General features: G+C 69.9%; 13 protein-coding genes and 1 pseudogene. 9 read left to right on the plus strand and 5 right to left on the minus strand.

The window, feature by feature from the left end:
- The coding region (locus ITP53_RS22745) for a beta-propeller domain-containing protein (RefSeq protein WP_236051092.1) at positions 1-1,038 on the minus strand (1,038 nt) is incomplete at its 3' end.
- A 32-nt stretch (positions 1,039-1,070) separates the two neighbouring features.
- The gene (locus ITP53_RS22750; protein ID WP_195897446.1) at positions 1,071-3,203 is read right to left on the minus strand and encodes a serine/threonine-protein kinase; all 2,133 of its coding nucleotides are present in this window, start codon (positions 3,201-3,203) and stop codon (positions 1,071-1,073) included.
- Between the two features lie 217 nt (positions 3,204-3,420).
- On the opposite strand from ITP53_RS22750, the pseudogene ITP53_RS22755 reads away from it, so the two are divergent.
- Both ITP53_RS22755 and ITP53_RS57800 read left to right on the plus strand, forming a co-directional pair.
- Positions 3,421-4,596, plus strand: a pseudogene (locus ITP53_RS22755) (RNA-guided endonuclease InsQ/TnpB family protein); the annotation flags it as partial.
- Positions 4,597-4,856: 260 nt separating this feature from the next.
- A complete protein-coding gene (locus ITP53_RS57800; RefSeq protein ID WP_328815420.1) occupies positions 4,857-6,014 on the plus strand; it encodes a PLP-dependent cysteine synthase family protein in 1,158 nt (385 codons plus the stop codon).
- A gap of 113 nt (positions 6,015-6,127) precedes the next feature.
- Here the strand turns inward: ITP53_RS57800 and ITP53_RS22765 are convergent, their stop codons facing one another.
- On the minus strand, positions 6,128-6,871 hold the full coding sequence (locus ITP53_RS22765; protein ID WP_195897448.1) for a GNAT family N-acetyltransferase: 744 nt from the start codon (positions 6,869-6,871) through the stop codon (positions 6,128-6,130).
- Positions 6,872-6,948: 77 nt separating this feature from the next.
- Here ITP53_RS22765 and ITP53_RS22770 point away from each other — a divergent pair, with 77 nt between their 5' ends.
- Both ITP53_RS22770 and ITP53_RS22775 read left to right on the plus strand, forming a co-directional pair.
- Complete coding sequence (locus ITP53_RS22770; RefSeq protein WP_195897449.1) at positions 6,949-8,442, plus strand: DUF885 family protein; 1,494 nt, start codon at positions 6,949-6,951, stop codon at positions 8,440-8,442.
- Positions 8,443-8,524: 82 nt separating this feature from the next.
- The gene (locus ITP53_RS22775) at positions 8,525-9,346 is read left to right on the plus strand and encodes an SDR family NAD(P)-dependent oxidoreductase (protein WP_195897450.1); all 822 of its coding nucleotides are present in this window, start codon (positions 8,525-8,527) and stop codon (positions 9,344-9,346) included.
- Here the strand turns inward: ITP53_RS22775 and ITP53_RS22780 are convergent.
- Positions 9,337-10,239 carry a hypothetical protein gene (locus tag ITP53_RS22780; RefSeq protein WP_195897451.1) on the minus strand — a complete coding sequence of 301 codons (903 nt, stop codon included), beginning with the start codon at positions 10,237-10,239 and terminating at the stop codon, positions 9,337-9,339. The genes ITP53_RS22775 and ITP53_RS22780 overlap by 10 nt on opposite strands.
- A gap of 130 nt (positions 10,240-10,369) precedes the next feature.
- Between ITP53_RS22780 and guaA the strand changes: the two genes are divergently transcribed.
- From guaA to ITP53_RS22795, 3 genes are all read left to right on the plus strand, one after another.
- Positions 10,370-11,917, plus strand: coding sequence for a glutamine-hydrolyzing GMP synthase (gene guaA / locus ITP53_RS22785; RefSeq protein ID WP_195897452.1), 1,548 nt, complete (start codon positions 10,370-10,372; stop codon positions 11,915-11,917).
- Between the two features lie 184 nt (positions 11,918-12,101).
- Positions 12,102-12,893, plus strand: coding sequence for a class I SAM-dependent DNA methyltransferase (locus ITP53_RS22790; protein WP_195897453.1), 792 nt, complete (start codon positions 12,102-12,104; stop codon positions 12,891-12,893).
- Between the two features lie 707 nt (positions 12,894-13,600).
- Positions 13,601-14,851 carry an ATP-binding protein gene (locus ITP53_RS22795; RefSeq protein ID WP_195897454.1) on the plus strand — a complete coding sequence of 417 codons (1,251 nt, stop codon included), beginning with the start codon at positions 13,601-13,603 and terminating at the stop codon, positions 14,849-14,851.
- Positions 14,852-15,051: 200 nt separating this feature from the next.
- Here the strand turns inward: ITP53_RS22795 and ITP53_RS22800 are convergent, their stop codons facing one another.
- Positions 15,052-15,708 (minus strand): TetR/AcrR family transcriptional regulator, encoded by a 657-nt coding sequence (locus ITP53_RS22800; RefSeq protein WP_195897455.1) that lies wholly within the window; start codon positions 15,706-15,708, stop codon positions 15,052-15,054.
- A 74-nt stretch (positions 15,709-15,782) separates the two neighbouring features.
- On the opposite strand from ITP53_RS22800, the gene ITP53_RS22805 reads away from it, so the two are divergent.
- Both ITP53_RS22805 and ITP53_RS22810 read left to right on the plus strand, forming a co-directional pair.
- Positions 15,783-16,595: an SDR family NAD(P)-dependent oxidoreductase gene (locus ITP53_RS22805; RefSeq protein WP_407941286.1), complete on the plus strand. Its 813-nt coding sequence runs from the start codon at positions 15,783-15,785 to the stop codon at positions 16,593-16,595.
- A gap of 52 nt (positions 16,596-16,647) precedes the next feature.
- A complete protein-coding gene (locus ITP53_RS22810; protein ID WP_195897457.1) occupies positions 16,648-16,941 on the plus strand; it encodes a GNAT family N-acetyltransferase in 294 nt (97 codons plus the stop codon).
- Positions 16,942-16,976: the final 35 nt, after the last annotated feature.

A 16,976-nucleotide genomic window follows, 5' to 3' on the forward strand; every position in this document is an offset into this window, starting at 1 on the left:
GGCTGGGGCCGGGGTCTCGACGGGCATCGGGATCGGCCGCCACCAGCGCGGGTTGCTGGCGACGTACAGGCTGGTGCCGGTGCCGTACACGATGTCGCCGTCGGCGGCCAGGCTGATGGGGTCGGTGCCCGCGGCCGTGATGCCCTTCGCGAGGTCGATGGTGTGCACCGTCAGCAGGGAGGTGCCGGTGTAGTCGGCGGGGTGGCTGACCCGCTCGCAGGCGACCGTGTCCTTCCTGACGGCGCCGGACGCGTCGGTGATCTCGATCTCGGGCAGCCAGGCGTCGACGGGGGCCCGGCGTACCGCCTCCTGGTTCGTCCGCAGGCGCTCGGCCTCCGAGGCGCCGTCCCTGGGCTGCGGGAGCATGATCTCCGGCTGGTCGCGCGTGACGATCCTGATCGTGGAGCCGACCATCCTGGCGTCGACGTACGTGCCCCGGGGCTTGACCGTGCCCATGATCTTCGGCTCGCCCGCGAGGTCGACCAGCACGTATCGGGTGTCGCCGATCGGTCCGATGGCCTTGTACATGATGTCGCCGCCCCGGAACAGCACCAGCGCGCGGTCCCCGGAGACCAGCAGGTCGGCGGGCGCGGCGGGCCGGCCGTCCTGTGCCAGGTCGAGCGTGGCGGTGACCTTCCTGGTGGCGGTGTCGATGATCCGCAGGGTGCCGTCCGTGACCGTGATGACGCGGTTGCCGTCGGTCTTGACCAGGTCGGGCTCGTCCACGCCGGCCTCGTGCACGTTCGTCGTGGAGTGGTCGGGTGCCTGCTTGGTCTGGGACGGGGACACCTCCGCCCTGGCGGAGTCCTCCATCATCATGGGCATGGCGCCGCCGAAGCCCCACGGGCCGACGTTCTCCGCGGCCCGCTCGCGCAGCTCCGCCAGCAGGTCGTCACAGTCGTTGTACGCGACCAGGCGGACCGCGCCGAGGCTCTGGGGCGGCGCCGATCCCTCCGACGAGGTCCCTCCAGAGGTGCAGGCGGCGGTGACGGCCGCGAGCGCCGCGGTGGTCACCGCCGTACGGATCAGCGTCTTCATGACCTCATTCACGGCTGCGCGCGCCGGATGGTTCAGGAGACCCTGTCCGGATCGATGGTGAAGGCCGGGCTGAAGTCGATGTCGTCGGGCACTTCCAGCAGTTTCCTGAGCATCCTGCCGTTGAAGTCGATCACCTGGACGTCGTCGACGGTGTCGCTGTTGTCCTGTTCCCAGCAGTAGAGGTGGGTCTCGTCGTAGAAGCCGAGGACCTTGTTGCAGTCGGAGGTGAACTTGCGCAGGCGGTCGCCGGTGGCCGTGTCCCAGACGCAGTGGTCGCCGTCACCGCCGTTGGGGCAGTTCGTGACGAACTTCTTGCCCGAGGGCGAGAAGATATCCTGGGTGCCGGCCGACAGCGTGCCGATGCCCGGCAGCGATCGCGTGACCTTGCCCTGGGCGTCGAAGAAGCGCAAACCGAGGTTCTTCTCGTCGCCGTAGACGTTGACCACGCCCTCGTCGGCGCCGTCGAAGCCGTAGGCCGTCTCGCGTACGGAGGTGTCATCGACCTCCACCGTGGTGGCCTCCTTCGCGGCCACGTCCACGAGGACGAAGCCCATGTAGGTCCAGTCGTCGTCGCCGGTCTTCTTCTCGATGTTGAGCAGGATCCGCGAACCGTCCTTCGACCAGGCCCTGATGCTGCTGATGAGCGGCTCCTTGACGGTCTTGATCGTCGTACGCTCGCCGGACTGCCGGTCGTTGATCACGATGAAGTCGAAGTCGTCCGAGCTGTAGCTCCGGCCCCTGGTCGCCAGATAGCGGCCGTCGGGCGAGACCATCGACTCCCAGTTCTCGGCATATTTCGTGAACGGGCCGCGCAGCGCTCCCCTGGCGTAGTCGATCCAGTCGTCCTCCTTCTCGTCGAGGATCTCGTAGGAGGTCAGGACGATCGCGTCGTCGGGGTTCTCGTACAGCGAGATCGTGGTCGCCCCGGGGAGCCGCTTCTTGGTGCCCGTGCGCGGTACGGCCACCACGGTCCGCGACGGGGACCGGGACTGGGAGGCGGTCGGCGACGGGGACCTGGCCGGTGGTGAGGCCACGGATGCCCGGTCGATCTGGATGATCACGACCACGCCGGCCAGCAGCAGCAACGCGACCGACACCGTGATGCCGACGATCAGCGGGGTCCTGCTCTTCCCTGAGGAGCCGTGGCCGCTCGGGCGGGTGGACTGGTGGTAGGGCGCGGGCGGCGGCCACTGCTGGTGGGGCGGCGGCTGGACGTACCCGGAGTGCTGGACCGGACCTGAGTGCTGCACCGGGCCGGAGTGCTGCACCGGGCCCGAGTGCGGGGCTGAGGGGGATGCGAACGGCGGCGCGGGGGCCGCCTCCGCGGCGGCCTGCGCCAGCATGCCGGAGTTGGGGGTCGAGTGCTGCAGCAGGCGCATGATCACCTGCTCGGCGGTGGGCCGCTGCGCCGGGTCCTTGGACAGGCACGCGTTGACCACCTCACGCAGCGTCCCGTCCAGCATGCCCAGGTCGGGATGCTGGTTGAGAACCCGGTTGATCACCGCGGGCATCGTGTCGCTGCCGAACGGCGCCCGCCCGGAAGCGGCGAAGACCATGGCGCTGGCCCACGAGAACATGTCGGCGGCCGGCCCGACCGTGTGTCCCATGACCTGCTCGGGCGGCATGTACGAGGGCGTCCCCACGACCATGCTGCTGATCGTCGACGTGGCGTTCAGCGCCCGCGCGATGCCGAAGTCGATCACCCGCGGCCCGTCGGCGCCGATGATCACGTTGGCCGGCTTGAAGTCGCGGTGCACGATGCCCGCCTGGTGGATGGCCGCCAGCGCGGTGGCCGTGCCGATGGCCAGCCGGTGCAGGGTGGACCCCGTACGCGGGCCCTCCTCCTGTACGACCTTCTGTAACGAGGGGCCTTCGATGTACTCGCTGACGATGTAGGGGCGGTCCTGCTCGATCCCGGTGCCGAGCACCGCGGCGGTACAGAACGCCGCCACCTGCTGGGCCACCTGGACCTCGCGCAGGAACCGCTCCACGCTCACCTGGTCGCCCGACAGGTCGGGCCGCAGCCACTTGACCGCCACGCGCGTGCCCGACGGGTCTTCGGCGAGGTAGACCACGCCCTGACCGCCCTCGCCGAGCCTGCCGAGGAGATCCAGCCCGGCCAGGCGCTGTGGATCTCCGGGTCGTAGCGGAGCGAAGGATGCCATGAAGGGATTCTGTCCCCATGCCGGGGTTCCGTAAAAATTACCAGTGGGTAATGATGCGGAATCGCGTTGGAACAAGCGGTCACGAGCAGGGGGCTTTGACTTACATCCTCTCCTTGAGCATGGATACCGCCGCCTTCAGGCGTGGGCAGGAAACGCGACACGCCGCAGCATGGGAACATGCATGCGATTCCTTGGTCGGACACGTAGAGTGCTCGACGTGGCACAGATCGTGAAGCGGGCGTACAAGTACCGCTTCTACCCCACCCCCGAGCAGGCGGCAGAACTGTCGCGCACGTTCGGCTGTGTCCGCCTCGTCTACAACCAAGCGCTGGAGGAACGCACCCGCGCCTACCGGATGGAAGGCCGCGGTGTCTCTTATGGGGAGTCGTCGGTGTGGCTGACGGCGTTGAAACGCAGCAGCGAGTACGCCTTCCTGGCGCAGGTGTCGTGCGTGCCGTTGCAGCAGGCGCTGCGGCATCTGCAGGCGGGGTTCGCGCACTTCTTCGCCAAGCGGGCCCGGTATCCGGTGTTCAAGTCGCGCAAGAAGGCGCGGGCGTCGGCCGAGTACACCCGCTCCGGGTTCCGCTGGCGTGACGGCGCGTTGACGTTGGCCAAGATGGACGCGCCGCTGGCGATCGTGTGGTCGCGGCCCCTGCCGGACGGCGCGCAGCCGTCCACGGTCACGGTGTCGCGGGACGCGGCCGGACGATGGTTCGTCTCCCTCCTCGTGCAGGAGAAGATCCGCCCGCTCGACCCCGCCGAGACCATGGTGGGGGTGGACGCGGGCGTCACCGCCCTGGTGACCCTGTCCACCGGCGAGAAGGTCACCAACCCCCGGCACGAGCGGCGTGATCGGCACAGGCTGGCCCGAGCGCAGCGGGCACTGGCCCGCAAGCAGCCGGGGTCGGGCAACCGGGCCAGGGCCCGGCTGAAGGTCGCGAAGGTGCATGCGCGGATCGTGGATCGCCGCCGTGACTTCCTGCACAAACTGTCCACCCGGCTTGTTCGCGAGAACCAAGTGATCGCCGTGGAGGACCTGACCATCCGCAACATGATCAAGAACCGCCGTCTGGCCCGCGCGATCTCCGACGCCTCCTGGCGGGAGCTGCGCACGATGCTGGCGTACAAAGCCCGCTGGTACGGGCGGACACTCGTCGCCGTGGACCGCTGGTTTCCCTCCTCGAAGCTGTGCTCGGCCTGCGGCACCGTCCAGGACGCGATGCCGCTGACCATCCGGGAGTGGGTGTGCGCCTGCGGCGCCTCCCATGACCGGGACACCAATGCGGCCCGTAACATTCTCGCCGCCGGGCTGGCGGAGAGCTGAAACGCCTGTGGAGCCGGCGTAAGACCCACCCAGCGCGAGCTGGACGGGCGGCCGGCGGCGAAGCAGGAAACCAGGCCCGCGAGGGCTGGAATCCCCCGGCTTCAGTCGTGGGGAGGAAGTCAAGGAGATTCGTTACGCCCCTCGTCCTCGCCCCCGGCGAACGGGTCCGGCTGACCTGATCCGGTCTTGTGGCGCCGCTCTCGGCCCGAACGGATGCTGTTGGAGCCTGGGCTCGGGTGGATGGGCGCGGCTTGATCGGGGCCCGTTCGGGCGTGCGCTTCGGGCGAACGGGGGCGGCGTGGCGTCGTGGGGCCTGACAGGGTGGAGGGGTGAGCTGGAACGCGCGAGCCCTTGATGTGCTGGCGGCGGGTGAGCCGACGCCGCTGATCGACTTTCCGGTGGCGGCTCCCGGGATCAGGCTGCTGGTGAAGGACGAGTCCGCGCAGCCGACCGGGAGTCTGCGACACCGGCACGCCAGGGCGCTGTTCCGCCAGGCCATCCTCGACGGGCTGGTCACCGAGGGCACGACGGTCGTGGAGGCGACGGGCGGCAACGCGGCCGTGGCGCAGGCGTGGTTCGCCCGGCGGCTCGGCCTGCCGTACATCGTGGTCATGCCGGGCCGGCGAAGTGAGGCGCGGGCGCGGGCGGTGGAGGCGCTGGGCGGCGAGTGCCGGTTCGTGACGCCGCCACTGGCGATCTACGATGCGGCGCGCGCGATCGAGGGCCACTTCCTGGACCAGTTCGGGCGGGCGGCGCGGCACGACCTGGCTGAGGAGCTGTTCGCGCAGGTCCAGCCCGACTGGGTGGTGACGGGCGCGGGCACGGGCGCCACCTCGGCCACCCTCGGCGCGAGCCGCCCGCCCCAATCGCCGCCCCAATCGCCGTCCCAATCACCGAGCCGATCGACGCCCCAATCGCCGTCCCAACCGCCCCAACCGACGACCCGGCCGACGACTCAACCGCCCCAACCGACGACCCGGCCGACGACCCGGCCGATCCAGCCGATGACCCGACTGACGAGCCCACCGCCTGGGATCCCCACGCATGGGGTGTCGTGCCGGGTCGCGGTGGCAGACCCCGAAAATTCGGCATATTTCCCGGGATGGACGCTCGACGTGCCCGACTACGCGACCGGGATGCCATCCAGGATCGAGGGCATCGGGCGGCCCAGGATGGAGCCCGGGTTCCGGCCCGACCTCGTCGACCTCGTCATCCCCGTACCCGACGCGGCCAGTGTGGCGGCGGCCAGGCACCTCAGGGAGGTCACCGGGCGGCCGGTGGGCGGTTCGTCGGGCACCGCGCTCTGGGCGGCCCTGGAGCTGGTCGAGCGCATGCGTGCCAGGGGTGAGAGCGGCCTGGTGGTCTCACTGCTCGGCGACGCGGCCGAGCGACATCTGGCCACCATCCACCATGACGAGTGGGCCGCAGAAAGAGGCCTCGATGCCGAGCGCTACACAGGCGAGCTACGGCGGCGCACCGGCGTATAAGCGCCGCGGCGGCGTCTCACGTGTAGACGCGGCGTGCGGCGGCGCGCAGGCGTGCGGGCGTGCGGGCGTGCGGTGCTGTGGCGGCGCGCTGGGGCTGCAGTGATGGTTTTGGGTCAGGTTAGGGGGTGGGTGATCCAGACGTTGGGTTCCACGTAGACGGCGTTGTTGTGGGTCAGGTCGCAGTGCACGGGGGTGAGTGCGCCGGGTACCTCGATCGGTCCTGTGCGGTCGAACGGGACGCCGCTCCACCGCTGCCACTCCTCAAGCGTCCCGGCGATCACCATCGAGCGCGGCGCCACCTTGACGATCTTGCCGCCCGCTCGCACGTGCACGCGCAGCCAGGCGTCGTGGGGCAGGCCGTCGGGGCGGGTCCTGAAGGCGTACTCGCTCATGGGGGTGTGTGGTTCGAGGTGTTTGAGGTTGGGTCTGACCGGGGCCACGAGCTCGGCGTATCCGAGGCGGGCGGCGTGGTCGCGCATCGCGGCCAGCATCAGCGCGGACAGCCCTTTGCCCTGCAGGTCGCGGCGTACGGTGATCTCCAGCGCCGAGACGCAGCCGGGGCGCCGGCCGCGCTCGCGGGTCAGCCAGCCCCGCCGCACCACGCCGTCCCAGCCGTCGTCGGGCAGCTCCGCCCCGCTCACGAGGAAGGGGATCATGCAGCCCCGCGCCACCAGCCGGCCGGGCTCCGCGTCGTCGTCGGCCACCAGCACGTGCTCGGAGTGGGTCGTGGTGGCGAACGGGTAGAAAAGATCGGCGATCGGGTCGTTCAGCGCGAACTCCGGCCACGTGGTGTCCATGTCGAACAACGTCGCCGCGAAGTCGGGACGCTCCGCGAGCGTCGTGATCCGGAGGGCCATGCGGCACATTGTCACATTCCGCCCCACCTGTACGCGCGCCATTAACCTGGGCGAAGACCTGCGCTACCGTCGGCGGAATGACGGAACTTGACCCCAGGCTGCGGGCCATCACCGACCTGACCGTGGCCGAGGCGCGCGAGGGCGGCGGCAGGCACGAATACGACGGCCGCATCCAGGACCTGTCGCCAGAAGGAGTGCGTACCGGGCTGGCCCGGCTCGGCGAGGGACCCGCGCCGGCCGATCCGCACGACGCCGAGCACCTGAGGGTGTTCGAGGAGAGCCTGCGTTTCCAGCTCGGCGAGCTGGCACTGCACAGGAAGAACCCGCTGCTCCACCTCTCGAACCTCGACCTCGCCTGCTACGACCGCGACTACGGCCCCGAGGCGGAGCGCGCCGCGGCCAGGGCGGCCCACCTCATGCTCTGGCCGGACGCCGTACGCTGCGCGCTCGACTCGCTCGACCAGGTCGCCGCGCCCGTCGCGACGTCGCTGCTCGGCGCGGCGAAGGGATTGTCGGCCGGGGTCACGGACGCGACGGCGCTGGAGGCACACGGCCGGCTCGTCGCCCACCTCGAACGCGCCGCGGCGGAGGGCGACCCCGACCCCTCGCTCGGCGGCGACGCGCTGGCCAGGCTGATGGGCACGTCCGAGGGGCTGCCGGTGGACCTGGGCAGCCTGGCCGAGCGGGCCGACGCCGAGCGCGACCGGCTCCTGGCGCTGCTCGCGGAGTCGTGCGACAAACTGGGGGAGAAGGGGCGGGCGCCCCTGGACGTCGTACGGGAGCTGGTCAAGGATCATCCGGACGCCGACGGGGTGATCGAGGCGGCCAGGGTCGGCACCGAGAAGGCCATCGCGTTCACCCGCGAGAAGGACCTCGTGCCCTACCACGACGGGGAATGCCTGGTCGGGCTGGCTCCGGAGTCGCGCCGCTGGGCGATGGCCATGATGGCGTGGAACTCGCCGGGCGAGCCCGAGGGACCGTCGTGGTACTACATCACGCCGCCGGACTCGTCCTGGCCGGAGCGGGACCAGGAGGAGTGGCTGGAGGTCTTCAGCCGTACGACGCTGCCGGCGATCAACGTACACGAGGTCGCGCCTGGGCACTTCTCGCACGCCAGGGCCATGCGGCGGGCGCCGTCGGAGGTGCGGCGGCTGCTGCAGTCCATGGCGTTCGTGGAGGGGTGGGCCCACTACGCCGAGGAGCTCTGCGTCGAGGAGGGCTTCGAGGCCGGCGACCCGCGCTTTGAGATCGGCGTGTGGGTTGAGGCGTTGATCAGGGTCACGCGGCTGGCCTGCGCGATCGGCGTACATACCGGGCAGATGACCGTGGAGGACGGTGCCAGGCGCTTCGAGTCCGACACGCATCTGGCGGGTCCCGCGGCGTTGTCCGAGGCTCGGCGGGCGTCGTTCGACCCCACGTACGGGCGCTACACCTGGGGCAAGCTGCTCATCCTGGACCTGCGTGAGCGGCTCCGCCAGGAATGGGGCGCGGCCTTCACCCTGCAGCGCTTCCACAAGGCGCTGCTCGATCTCGGCGCCCCACCCCTGGGCCTGCTCGGCAACGTCAAGTAACGCGCCTGGCGCCCCATGAACGGCGTCGCTGGGTCTGGGTGGGGTGGATCATGTAGCGTCGGGGGCCAGGGAGGTTGTGGTTGTGCGCGAGCTCTCCGGCAAGATCGCCGTCGTGACGGGTGCGGCCAGCGGCATCGGCCGCGCCCTGGCCCTGCGGTTCGCGGCCGAGGGCATGACCTTGATGCTGGCCGACGTCGACCACGGCGGGCTGGCGGAGACGGCGGCGCTGGCGCGGGAGACCAAGGTGCTCACGCAGATCACCGACGTGTCCGACGCCTCGGCCGTCGCCCACCTGGCCAACCGCTGCTTCGGCGAGTTGGGCGCCGTGCACGTGCTCTGCAACAACGCGGGCGTCTTCCAGGGCGGCCACATGTGGACCCGTACCGAGGAGGACTTCGCCTGGCTGCTCGGCGTGAACCTGTGGGGCGTCCTGCACGGCATCCACGAGTTCGTGCCACGCATGATCGAGCAGGACGGCGAGGGCCACGTCGTCAACACGGTGTCCATGGACGGGCTGTTCGCCCCGCCGGGAGCGGGCGGCTACGCGGTCACCAAGCACGCCGCGCTGGCCGCCTCCCAGGCGCTCGCCCACGACCTGGCCGCCGCCGGGTCGAAGCTGCGGGTGACCGCGCTCTGCCCTGGCCCGGTCAGGACCCGCATCGGTGACTCGTCCCGGTTGCGCCCGCCCAGCCTGGTCACCACGCCGACGCAGGACGAGGTGGACGCGCTGGAGGCGGTCGGAAGGTCGGTCGCGGACGGCATCGAGCCCGCCGAGGTCGCCGACCTGGCGGTGGCGGCCATCCGCGACGAACGGTTCCTGGTGCTGACCGATCCTCAGTACGCCGCCCGGCTGCGCCTGCGTACCGAGACCCTGCTGACCGGAAACCTGCCGCCTCACCAGTGACGTTCGCGGGCGAGCACCCGTACGACCGCGCCGCGCCGCACGTCCACCAGCAGCCGGACGGTGTCGCCAGGGAGTATGTCCTGGTAGACGCCCTGCTTGATCAGGTAAGCCGTGGCCGGCCCGGAGCCGCCGTCGTGAAGGGCGAGCAGCCAGATCCGCGTCCCCTCCTCGTCGCGGGAGATCCACCGTTTGACGACGTGACCGGCGACCTCCTGGCGTCTGGGTCCGTGCGTGACGCGTGGCGCGCGCTCGATCTGCACACCGTGCCAGCCGCTGCCCGTGAAGATCCACTCTCGCCCCGGATCGGCCGGCACGGGGCCGGGCCCGGCCAGCTCCCGGCCTGGCGCGGTCGGCACGAAGCCACGTCCGTACCTGAGCAGTCCCACCCCCGCCAGGAACGCCGCCATCGTCCCGAACGTCCCCGGCCACGACACGCCGGCCTCTTTGACGGTGAGGAACCAGGGGACGACGAGCGCGGCGACCAGGAGCACCGGCACGATCATGGTGGGCCAGCGCCACCGCGCCAGGCCCAGGTCGATGGCGCACAGCCGGACAAGGGGGATGAAGCTCCTGTCCAGCTCGGAGCCTTCTGGCATGAGCGCGATCACCGGCGCGCGCGGCGCGCCCGCCAGCCGGGCGGCCACCCGGTCGAGGACCCAGCGCTCGTACGGCAGGAGCGGCTCAGCGCGGGGCGCGGCCGGCGAGACGCGGTCGCCGTCGATCGTCAGCCAGTCGCGCCGAGCCAGGTCGAACAGCGTGGCATGGAACACCTCCTCCACCCGCATCCCGCGTAAGAGCTCCACGACGGGCGCCGGTGCCGGATGCGCGGGCGCCGCCGGCGAACGCTCACGGCCGGACAGTTTGAACGCGGTGGCCAGCGCGGCGACCCACACAGCTCATGCGGCCGCCGGCCAGACAAGATCCATCGTTATGTGGTAGCACGAGTGCCGCTGCCAGGCCAGGTGTAATGCACAAGGCCGATAGACTGTGATTACCGCATCTCGCCTTTTGGGGGTTCTCACGGTGTCTGAATTCGACACGGTTCTGGTGGTCGACTTCGGCGCGCAGTACGCGCAGCTCATCGCCAGGCGGGTGCGCGAGTGCCACGTCTACTCCGAGATCGTCCCCTCGTCCATGCCGGTCGAGGAGATGATGGCGAAGCAGCCCAAGGCGATCATCCTGTCCGGCGGCCCCTCCTCCGTCTACGCCGAGGGCGCGCCGCCGGTGCCGCACGGGTTGTTCACGACGGGTGTGCCCACGTTCGGCATCTGCTACGGCTTCCAGGCCATGGCGCAGGCGCTGGGCGGCGAGGTGGCCCGCACGGGCATCGCCGAATACGGCGGCACCCCGCTGGAGGTGCTCGACGAGGGCGTCATCTTCGCCGGCCTGCCGGCCAGCCAGACCGTCTGGATGTCCCACGGCGACAGCGTCTCGGCCGCCCCGGCCGGCTTCGCGGTGACCGCCTCGACCCGCGAGACCCCGGTCGCCGCCTTCGAGCACGTCGAGCGCGGCCTCTACGGCGTGCAGTTCCACCCCGAGGTGCTCCACTCCGAGCACGGCCAGATGGTGCTCAAGCACTTCCTCGACGCGGCCGGCTGCCGCCCCTCGTGGACCATGCTCAACATCGTCGACGAATCCGTCGCGGCCGTGCGTCGCCAGGTCGGCGACGGCCGCGCCATCTGCGCGCTGTCCGGCGGCGTCGACTCCGCGGTGGCCGCCGCTCTCGTCCAGCGTGCCATCGGCGACCGGCTGACCTGCGTGTTCGTCGATCATGGCCTGCTGCGCAAGGGCGAGGCCGAGCAGGTCGAGCGCGACTTCGTGGCCGCCACGGGTGTGAAGCTGCGCGTGGTCGATGCCGCCGAGCGGTTCATCAAGGCCCTCGACGGCGTCACCGACCCGGAGGAGAAGCGCAAGATCATCGGGCGCGAGTTCATCCGTGTCTTCGAGGACGAGCAGCGCGCCATCCTGGCCGACGGCCCGGTGGAGTTCCTGGTCCAGGGCACTCTCTACCCCGACGTGGTCGAGTCCGGCGGCGGCACAGGCACCGCCAACATCAAGTCACACCACAACGTCGGCGGCCTGCCGGAGGACCTGCGGTTCACGCTGGTGGAGCCGCTGCGCACGCTCTTCAAGGACGAGGTGCGGCGCGCGGGCGAGGAGCTCGGCCTGCCGTCCGCCATGGTGTGGCGGCAGCCGTTCCCCGGTCCCGGCCTCGGCATCCGCATCGTCGGCGAGGTCACCCGCGAGCGCCTGGCCATCCTGCGGGAGGCCGACGCGATCGCCCGCGAGGAGCTGTCCAGGGCCGGCCTCGACCGGCAGATCTGGCAGTGCCCGGTGGTGCTGCTGGCCGACGTGCGGTCGGTGGGAGTGCAGGGCGACGGGCGGACGTACGGTCATCCGGTGGTGCTGCGGCCGGTGACGTCCGAGGACGCGATGACGGCCGACTGGGCGCGGGTGCCGTTCGACGTGCTGTCGCGCATCTCCACCCGGATCACCAACGAGGTCCGCGAGATCAACCGCGTCGTGCTCGACGTGACGAGCAAGCCTCCCGGCACCATCGAGTGGGAGTGACCTGGTTCCTTCAAGAATTTTTGAGTTCGGCGTGCGCGCGACGCATCAAACTCAAACACCCTGTGCCTGAGATCCTCAATCAGGAGGTCGCGCCGCTGTGGGGGCTTGCCGGCTTGCCGTGTCGGGCCACGGCCTTCCCCGGAATCGTTTGACGACGAGGGGGTTGCGTTGTCAGGCTGTTTTGATGAAAGACCGGAGCCGAACTCAAGGTTTCTGGGAAGACCGCCTGCGTGACGACTGGACCGTGAGCGGGGTCGGATACAAGACGCTGGGACGGGCCTTCAACCTGTGGATGTACCGCGTGCGATCCGAGGTCTTCAACCGCGAGGCCGCCACGCTCGCGCTGGACCCGGCCACCGCACGCGTCCTCGACGTCGGCTCCGGCACCGGCTTCTACGTCCGCCACTGGCAGCTGCGCGGCATCAACTCCGTCGTCGGCTGCGACCTCACGCAGGCGGCCGTGGACCGGCTCCGTGAGCGCTTCCCCAGCGTGACCTTCCACCGCCTCGACATCGCCGAGCCCGGGGAGGTCCTGGAGCCGGAGTCGTTCGAGGCGGTCTCGGCCATGGACATGCTCTTCCACATCACCGACGACACGCGCTACAAGGCCGCCTTGCGCTCCATCCAGCAGGCGCTGAAGCCGGGCGGTTACTTCGTACTGTCGGAGAACTTCCTGCACCGGCCCGAGCAGCGCGGCGACCACCAGGCCAACCACACGCTCCCCTGGATCGCCGCGGCCCTGGAGGAGGCCGGGTTCGAGGTGATGCGACGTGTCCCTATGCTCGTGCTCATGAACGCCCAGGTCGATGCGAACCCGGTGTGGCGCAAGCTCTGGGGCGGCCTCCTGCGCGCCGTCACCCTGACCGAGCAGACCGGCGGCGTGGCCGGGGCGCTGCTGTTCCCGCTGGAACGCCGACTCGTCCGCTGGCTCCGCGAGAGCCCCACCACCGAGATGATGATCTGCCGCCGCCGCTGAACCGCGCCGCCCCCTCTGCGGCTTTCCATCGGCTGCCCCTTGGTCGTCGGCGCTTACGCGTGGCGGCGGTGGAGCGGCGTCCCGTTCGACCGCACAGGACCGATCGAGGTGCCCGGCGAACGTGCATCTCTACATCACCGGTCTGCGGCAGGGGTCGTCATGACCGCCACCAGGCGATCCACGTTCGCTTTCGTGGTGCCGTCATCATCCGCTCGGCGGGAGACTTTGGAGGAGGGACCCCGACCGGTGAGTGGACGGAGCTGAGCCATGCACGCTGAGAAAGCCGTATCAGAGCAGTCATCACGGCTGGAGCAGGCGTTACTGGCGTGCGGGGTGGCCGGGCCGGCGCTGTTCGTCGCCGTGTTCCTGGTGACGAGCGCGGTGCATCCGGCGGGCTATGAACCGCTTCGTCATACGGTGAGCGGTTTCGCGCTTGGGCCGTACGGCTGGGTGCAGAACGCGAGTTTCCTCACTGTGAGGTGGGACCGCCGAATTCCCCGGCGGCGCCGTACGCGGACAGCCGCACTGGGGCCACTGGTAGGAACCCAGCGTCAAAGTTCGGCAGATCGACGGGTAGAGCTTCGGCAGATTCACGGGCAACCGTTCGGCAGATTCACGGGCAACCGTTCGGCAGATTCACGGGCAACCGTTCGGCAGATTCACGGGCAACCTATCGGCAGATCGACGGCGTGCGCTAGGATGACGTCGTGCGGGAAGCCATCAAATACCTCTCCCGACGTGCGGCTTCGCTGGTCTACGAGGCGCTTGAGGACACGCGGGTCGTCGTCATCAACGGTGCGCGCCAGGTGGGCAAGAGCACCCTTGCCGAGAGGGTGTTGCGCCAAGCCCCCAACGGAGTCGCGCGCTTCCTCGACGACCCCCTCACACGGGCGGCAGCGCAGGAGGATCCGATCCGCTTCGTCGATCACGAGGGCCTCATGCTCATCGATGAGGTCCAGCGCGTTCCTGATCTCTGGCTGGCGATCAAGAACGTTGTCGACCGCGATCCGCGCCCTGGCCGCTTCCTGCTCACCGGTTCCGCGCGACTGCTCGCCCTGCGCAGTCTCCCCGATGCGTTGCCGGGCAGGTCCGAGACCATCGAACTGTGGCCGCTCTCCCAGGGCGAGATCGAGGGCCACGAGGACGGATTCGTCGATGCGGCGTTCCGCGTGGGCGCGGATCTCCGCGCGGAAGCGCTCGGGCTGAGGCGTAGGAACTATGTGGCACTGGCCGCTCGGGGCGGCTATCCAGAGGCGGTCAAGCGGACCAACCCTCGCAGGCGCGAGCGCTTCTTCGAGGGCTACATCGGGGATTTGATCGCCCGCGACGTGAAACAGGTCGCCGACATCGAGCGCGCGGCCGACATGCGCAGGCTCATCTCCTTGCTCGCCGCGCAGATCGGAGGCCTGCTCAACGTGAGCCGTCTCGCCGGCGAACTCGCGCTTCCGGCCTCGACCGTACGCGGCTACATCGAGATCCTCGAGACGATTTTCCTGGTCAAGCTCATCCCCGCGTGGTCGTCGAACGCCACGACACGTGCCGTGGCGACCCCCAAGGTCATCTTCGTCGACTCCGGGCTGGCCGCGTACCTTACCAGCGGGAACAACAGCGACAGCCTGGTCGGCGGCCTGCTGGAGAACTTCGTGCTCAGCGAGATCGCCAAGCAGCTGACCTGGGCCACGACCTCGGCCCGCATCTATCACTACCGAGACCGCGATCAATACGAGGTGGACGCGGTCCTGGAGAACAACGCGGGCGAGATCATCGGCATCGAGGTCAAGGCCGCGGAAACCGTCCGTCCTGATGACTTCCGCGGGCTGAGGCTCCTTCAGAGGCGTCTCGGGGACCGTATGCGGGCCGGGTTCGTGCTCTACTGCGGCCCCGAGTCGCTGAGCTTCGGCGAGGGCCTCACCTGCCTGCCCGTCTCCGCGCTGTGGACGACCAGAGCCGAATCCTGACCCCTCTGCGGCCCGATGCGCGGAACGCGGGCTCGCCACCGTACGCATCATCGAAATGATCGCCGGCGACGCCACCACCACCAGGCAGTGGATACTTCTCGCGCCCGAGATCGCCGCCGTGATCGTCGGCGCGGTCATGGTTGTCCCCCGGCTTCCCGAGCTGAGGTCCCCAGGGCTCGACGAGCGCTGGAGCGGGCACGCTAGCTGGCGTTGTGTGGATCCCGCCGCGGCGCGACAAGCTTGGCCAGGCCCGCGCGGGCGAAGTCGAGCACGCGGTCGACCAGGGGAAGGAGCTCCTCGCTAGCGGTGTCGCGGTGGCGGACCTCGTGAGTCATGTACAGCTCGCGCAGACCGCCCACCACGGTGTACGCGGTCAGGCGCGGAGCCAGCGCCTCGGGCGGCAGGCCCACGTCCTTGCCGATGGCGGCGGCGATCAGGCGTTCCAGCTCGTAGTAGCCGGCGCGGGCGCGGCCGCGGAGGTCCTCGTCCTCGGCTATCAGGGTGGCGCGTTTGACGCGGAGGGACCAGGTCTCGCCCGGCCTGCCGCCCTGGTCGGCGTCGCGTTCGTCGAGGGCGTGCATCGTGTCGCGCATCCACTCGGCGAAGGCATCGAGGGCGGTGCCCGGCCGGGCGTCGAGGCGGGCGGCCAGTGACTCAACGGCGAACGGGTCGTCGGCGAACAGCAGGTCTTCCTTGGTGGGGAAGTGCAGCGTGACGGTCCGCGTCGCGACGTCCGCGTGTTCGGCGATCGCCGCGATGGTCGTGTTGCGGTAGCCGTGCGACGTGAACAGCTCCAGTGCCGAGGTCTGGATCCGTTCGCGGGTCTGCCGCTTCTTCCGTTCTCGCCGGCCTTCCATGCGGCAACGATACCACGCATGAAATAAATGCAGTCTATGCTACTGTTATGACGAAAGGTATTGACTTAGGAGAGGTGAGGACGTTGTCCAAGACGTGGTTCATCACCGGCACGTCGAAGGGATTCGGCCGCGAGTGGGCGGAGGCCGCCCTCGAGCGGGGCGACCGGGTCGCCGCCACCGCACGAGACCTCGACCACCTGCGTCCCCTCGCCGAGAAGTACGGCGACGCCGTGCTTCCTCTGCGGCTCGACATCACCGACCGCGAGGCCGTGTTCGCCGCCGTGCGGCAGGCGGCCGAGCACTTCGGCGCACTGGACGTGGTGGTCAACAACGCGGGCTACGGACACTTCGGCATGGTCGAGGAGTTGACCGAGACCGAGATCCGCGCCGAGATGGAAACCAACTTCTTCGGCACGCTGTGGGTGACGCAGGCGGTCCTGCCCGTGCTGCGCGCGCAGGGTCACGGCCGGATCATCCAGGTCACCAGCGAGGGCGGCGTCCGGGCATACCCCGGCATCGGCGGCTACCACGCGTCGAAGTGGGCGGTGGAGGGGCTGTCGGAGTCGCTCCGCAAGGAGGTCACGCACTTCGGCATCGACGTGATCTGCCTGGAGCCCGGCCCCTACTCGACCGACTTCGGCAGCGCCAGCGTCCGCACCAGTGCCGAGCACCCGGACTACGCGAAGGTCCGCGCGGCCACCGAGATCGAGTGGGATCTGGGCGACCCCAAGGCGACGCGCGGGCCGATCCTGGAACTGGCCGACACCGCCGACCCGCCGGCCCGGATCTTCTTCGGCAAGTCGTTCGAGCCGGTCGCGGCCGAGTACGAGGAACGGCTTGCCACGTGGCGGAAGTGGCAGCCGGTCGCGCTGGCCGCATTCCGTTGACCGTGCCATGTCCAGGGAGGCCGCGGCTCCGGCGGCTCGTAACCTTGCCCGGGTGAGAATCCGCCGCAGAGCCCCCGAGGACCTGGACGCCTGTGTCGAGGCCCTCGCCACGGTCCACGCCGCCGACCGTTATCCCGCGAACTGGCCGGACGACCCCGGCGCCTGGCCGACGCCGGACGATCCGGCCATGGCGTGGATAGCGGCCGAGGCGAGTCTGACCACGGAGATCACCCGCCTGTTCGTCTCACCGGTCGCCCGTGGGCGCGGGCTGGCCGGTCGGCTGCTCGACGCCGTGCGGGCCGCCGTACGCACTCCGCTCAAGCTGGAGGTGTTGCCCAACGGTTGACAGGCTCGAAAATCTCCACGCGGCAAGCCGTGCTC

It is taken from the genome of Nonomuraea cypriaca, from assembly GCF_015645445.1.
GTDB lineage: Bacteria > Actinomycetota > Actinomycetes > Streptosporangiales > Streptosporangiaceae > Nonomuraea > Nonomuraea cypriaca.

Excerpts from the sequence above, each read along its gene's own strand:
- ITP53_RS22770 (WP_195897449.1), top strand. The coding sequence starts at position 6,949 with ATGACGGAACTTGACCCCAGGCTGCGGGCCATCACCGACCTGACCGTG.
- ITP53_RS22765 (WP_195897448.1), bottom strand. The coding sequence starts at position 6,871 with ATGGCCCTCCGGATCACGACGCTCGCGGAGCGTCCCGACTTCGCGGCG.
- ITP53_RS22750 (WP_195897446.1), bottom strand. The coding sequence starts at position 3,203 with ATGGCATCCTTCGCTCCGCTACGACCCGGAGATCCACAGCGCCTGGCC.
- ITP53_RS22790 (WP_195897453.1), top strand. The coding sequence starts at position 12,102 with ATGAAAGACCGGAGCCGAACTCAAGGTTTCTGGGAAGACCGCCTGCGT.
- ITP53_RS22800 (WP_195897455.1), bottom strand. The coding sequence starts at position 15,708 with ATGGAAGGCCGGCGAGAACGGAAGAAGCGGCAGACCCGCGAACGGATC.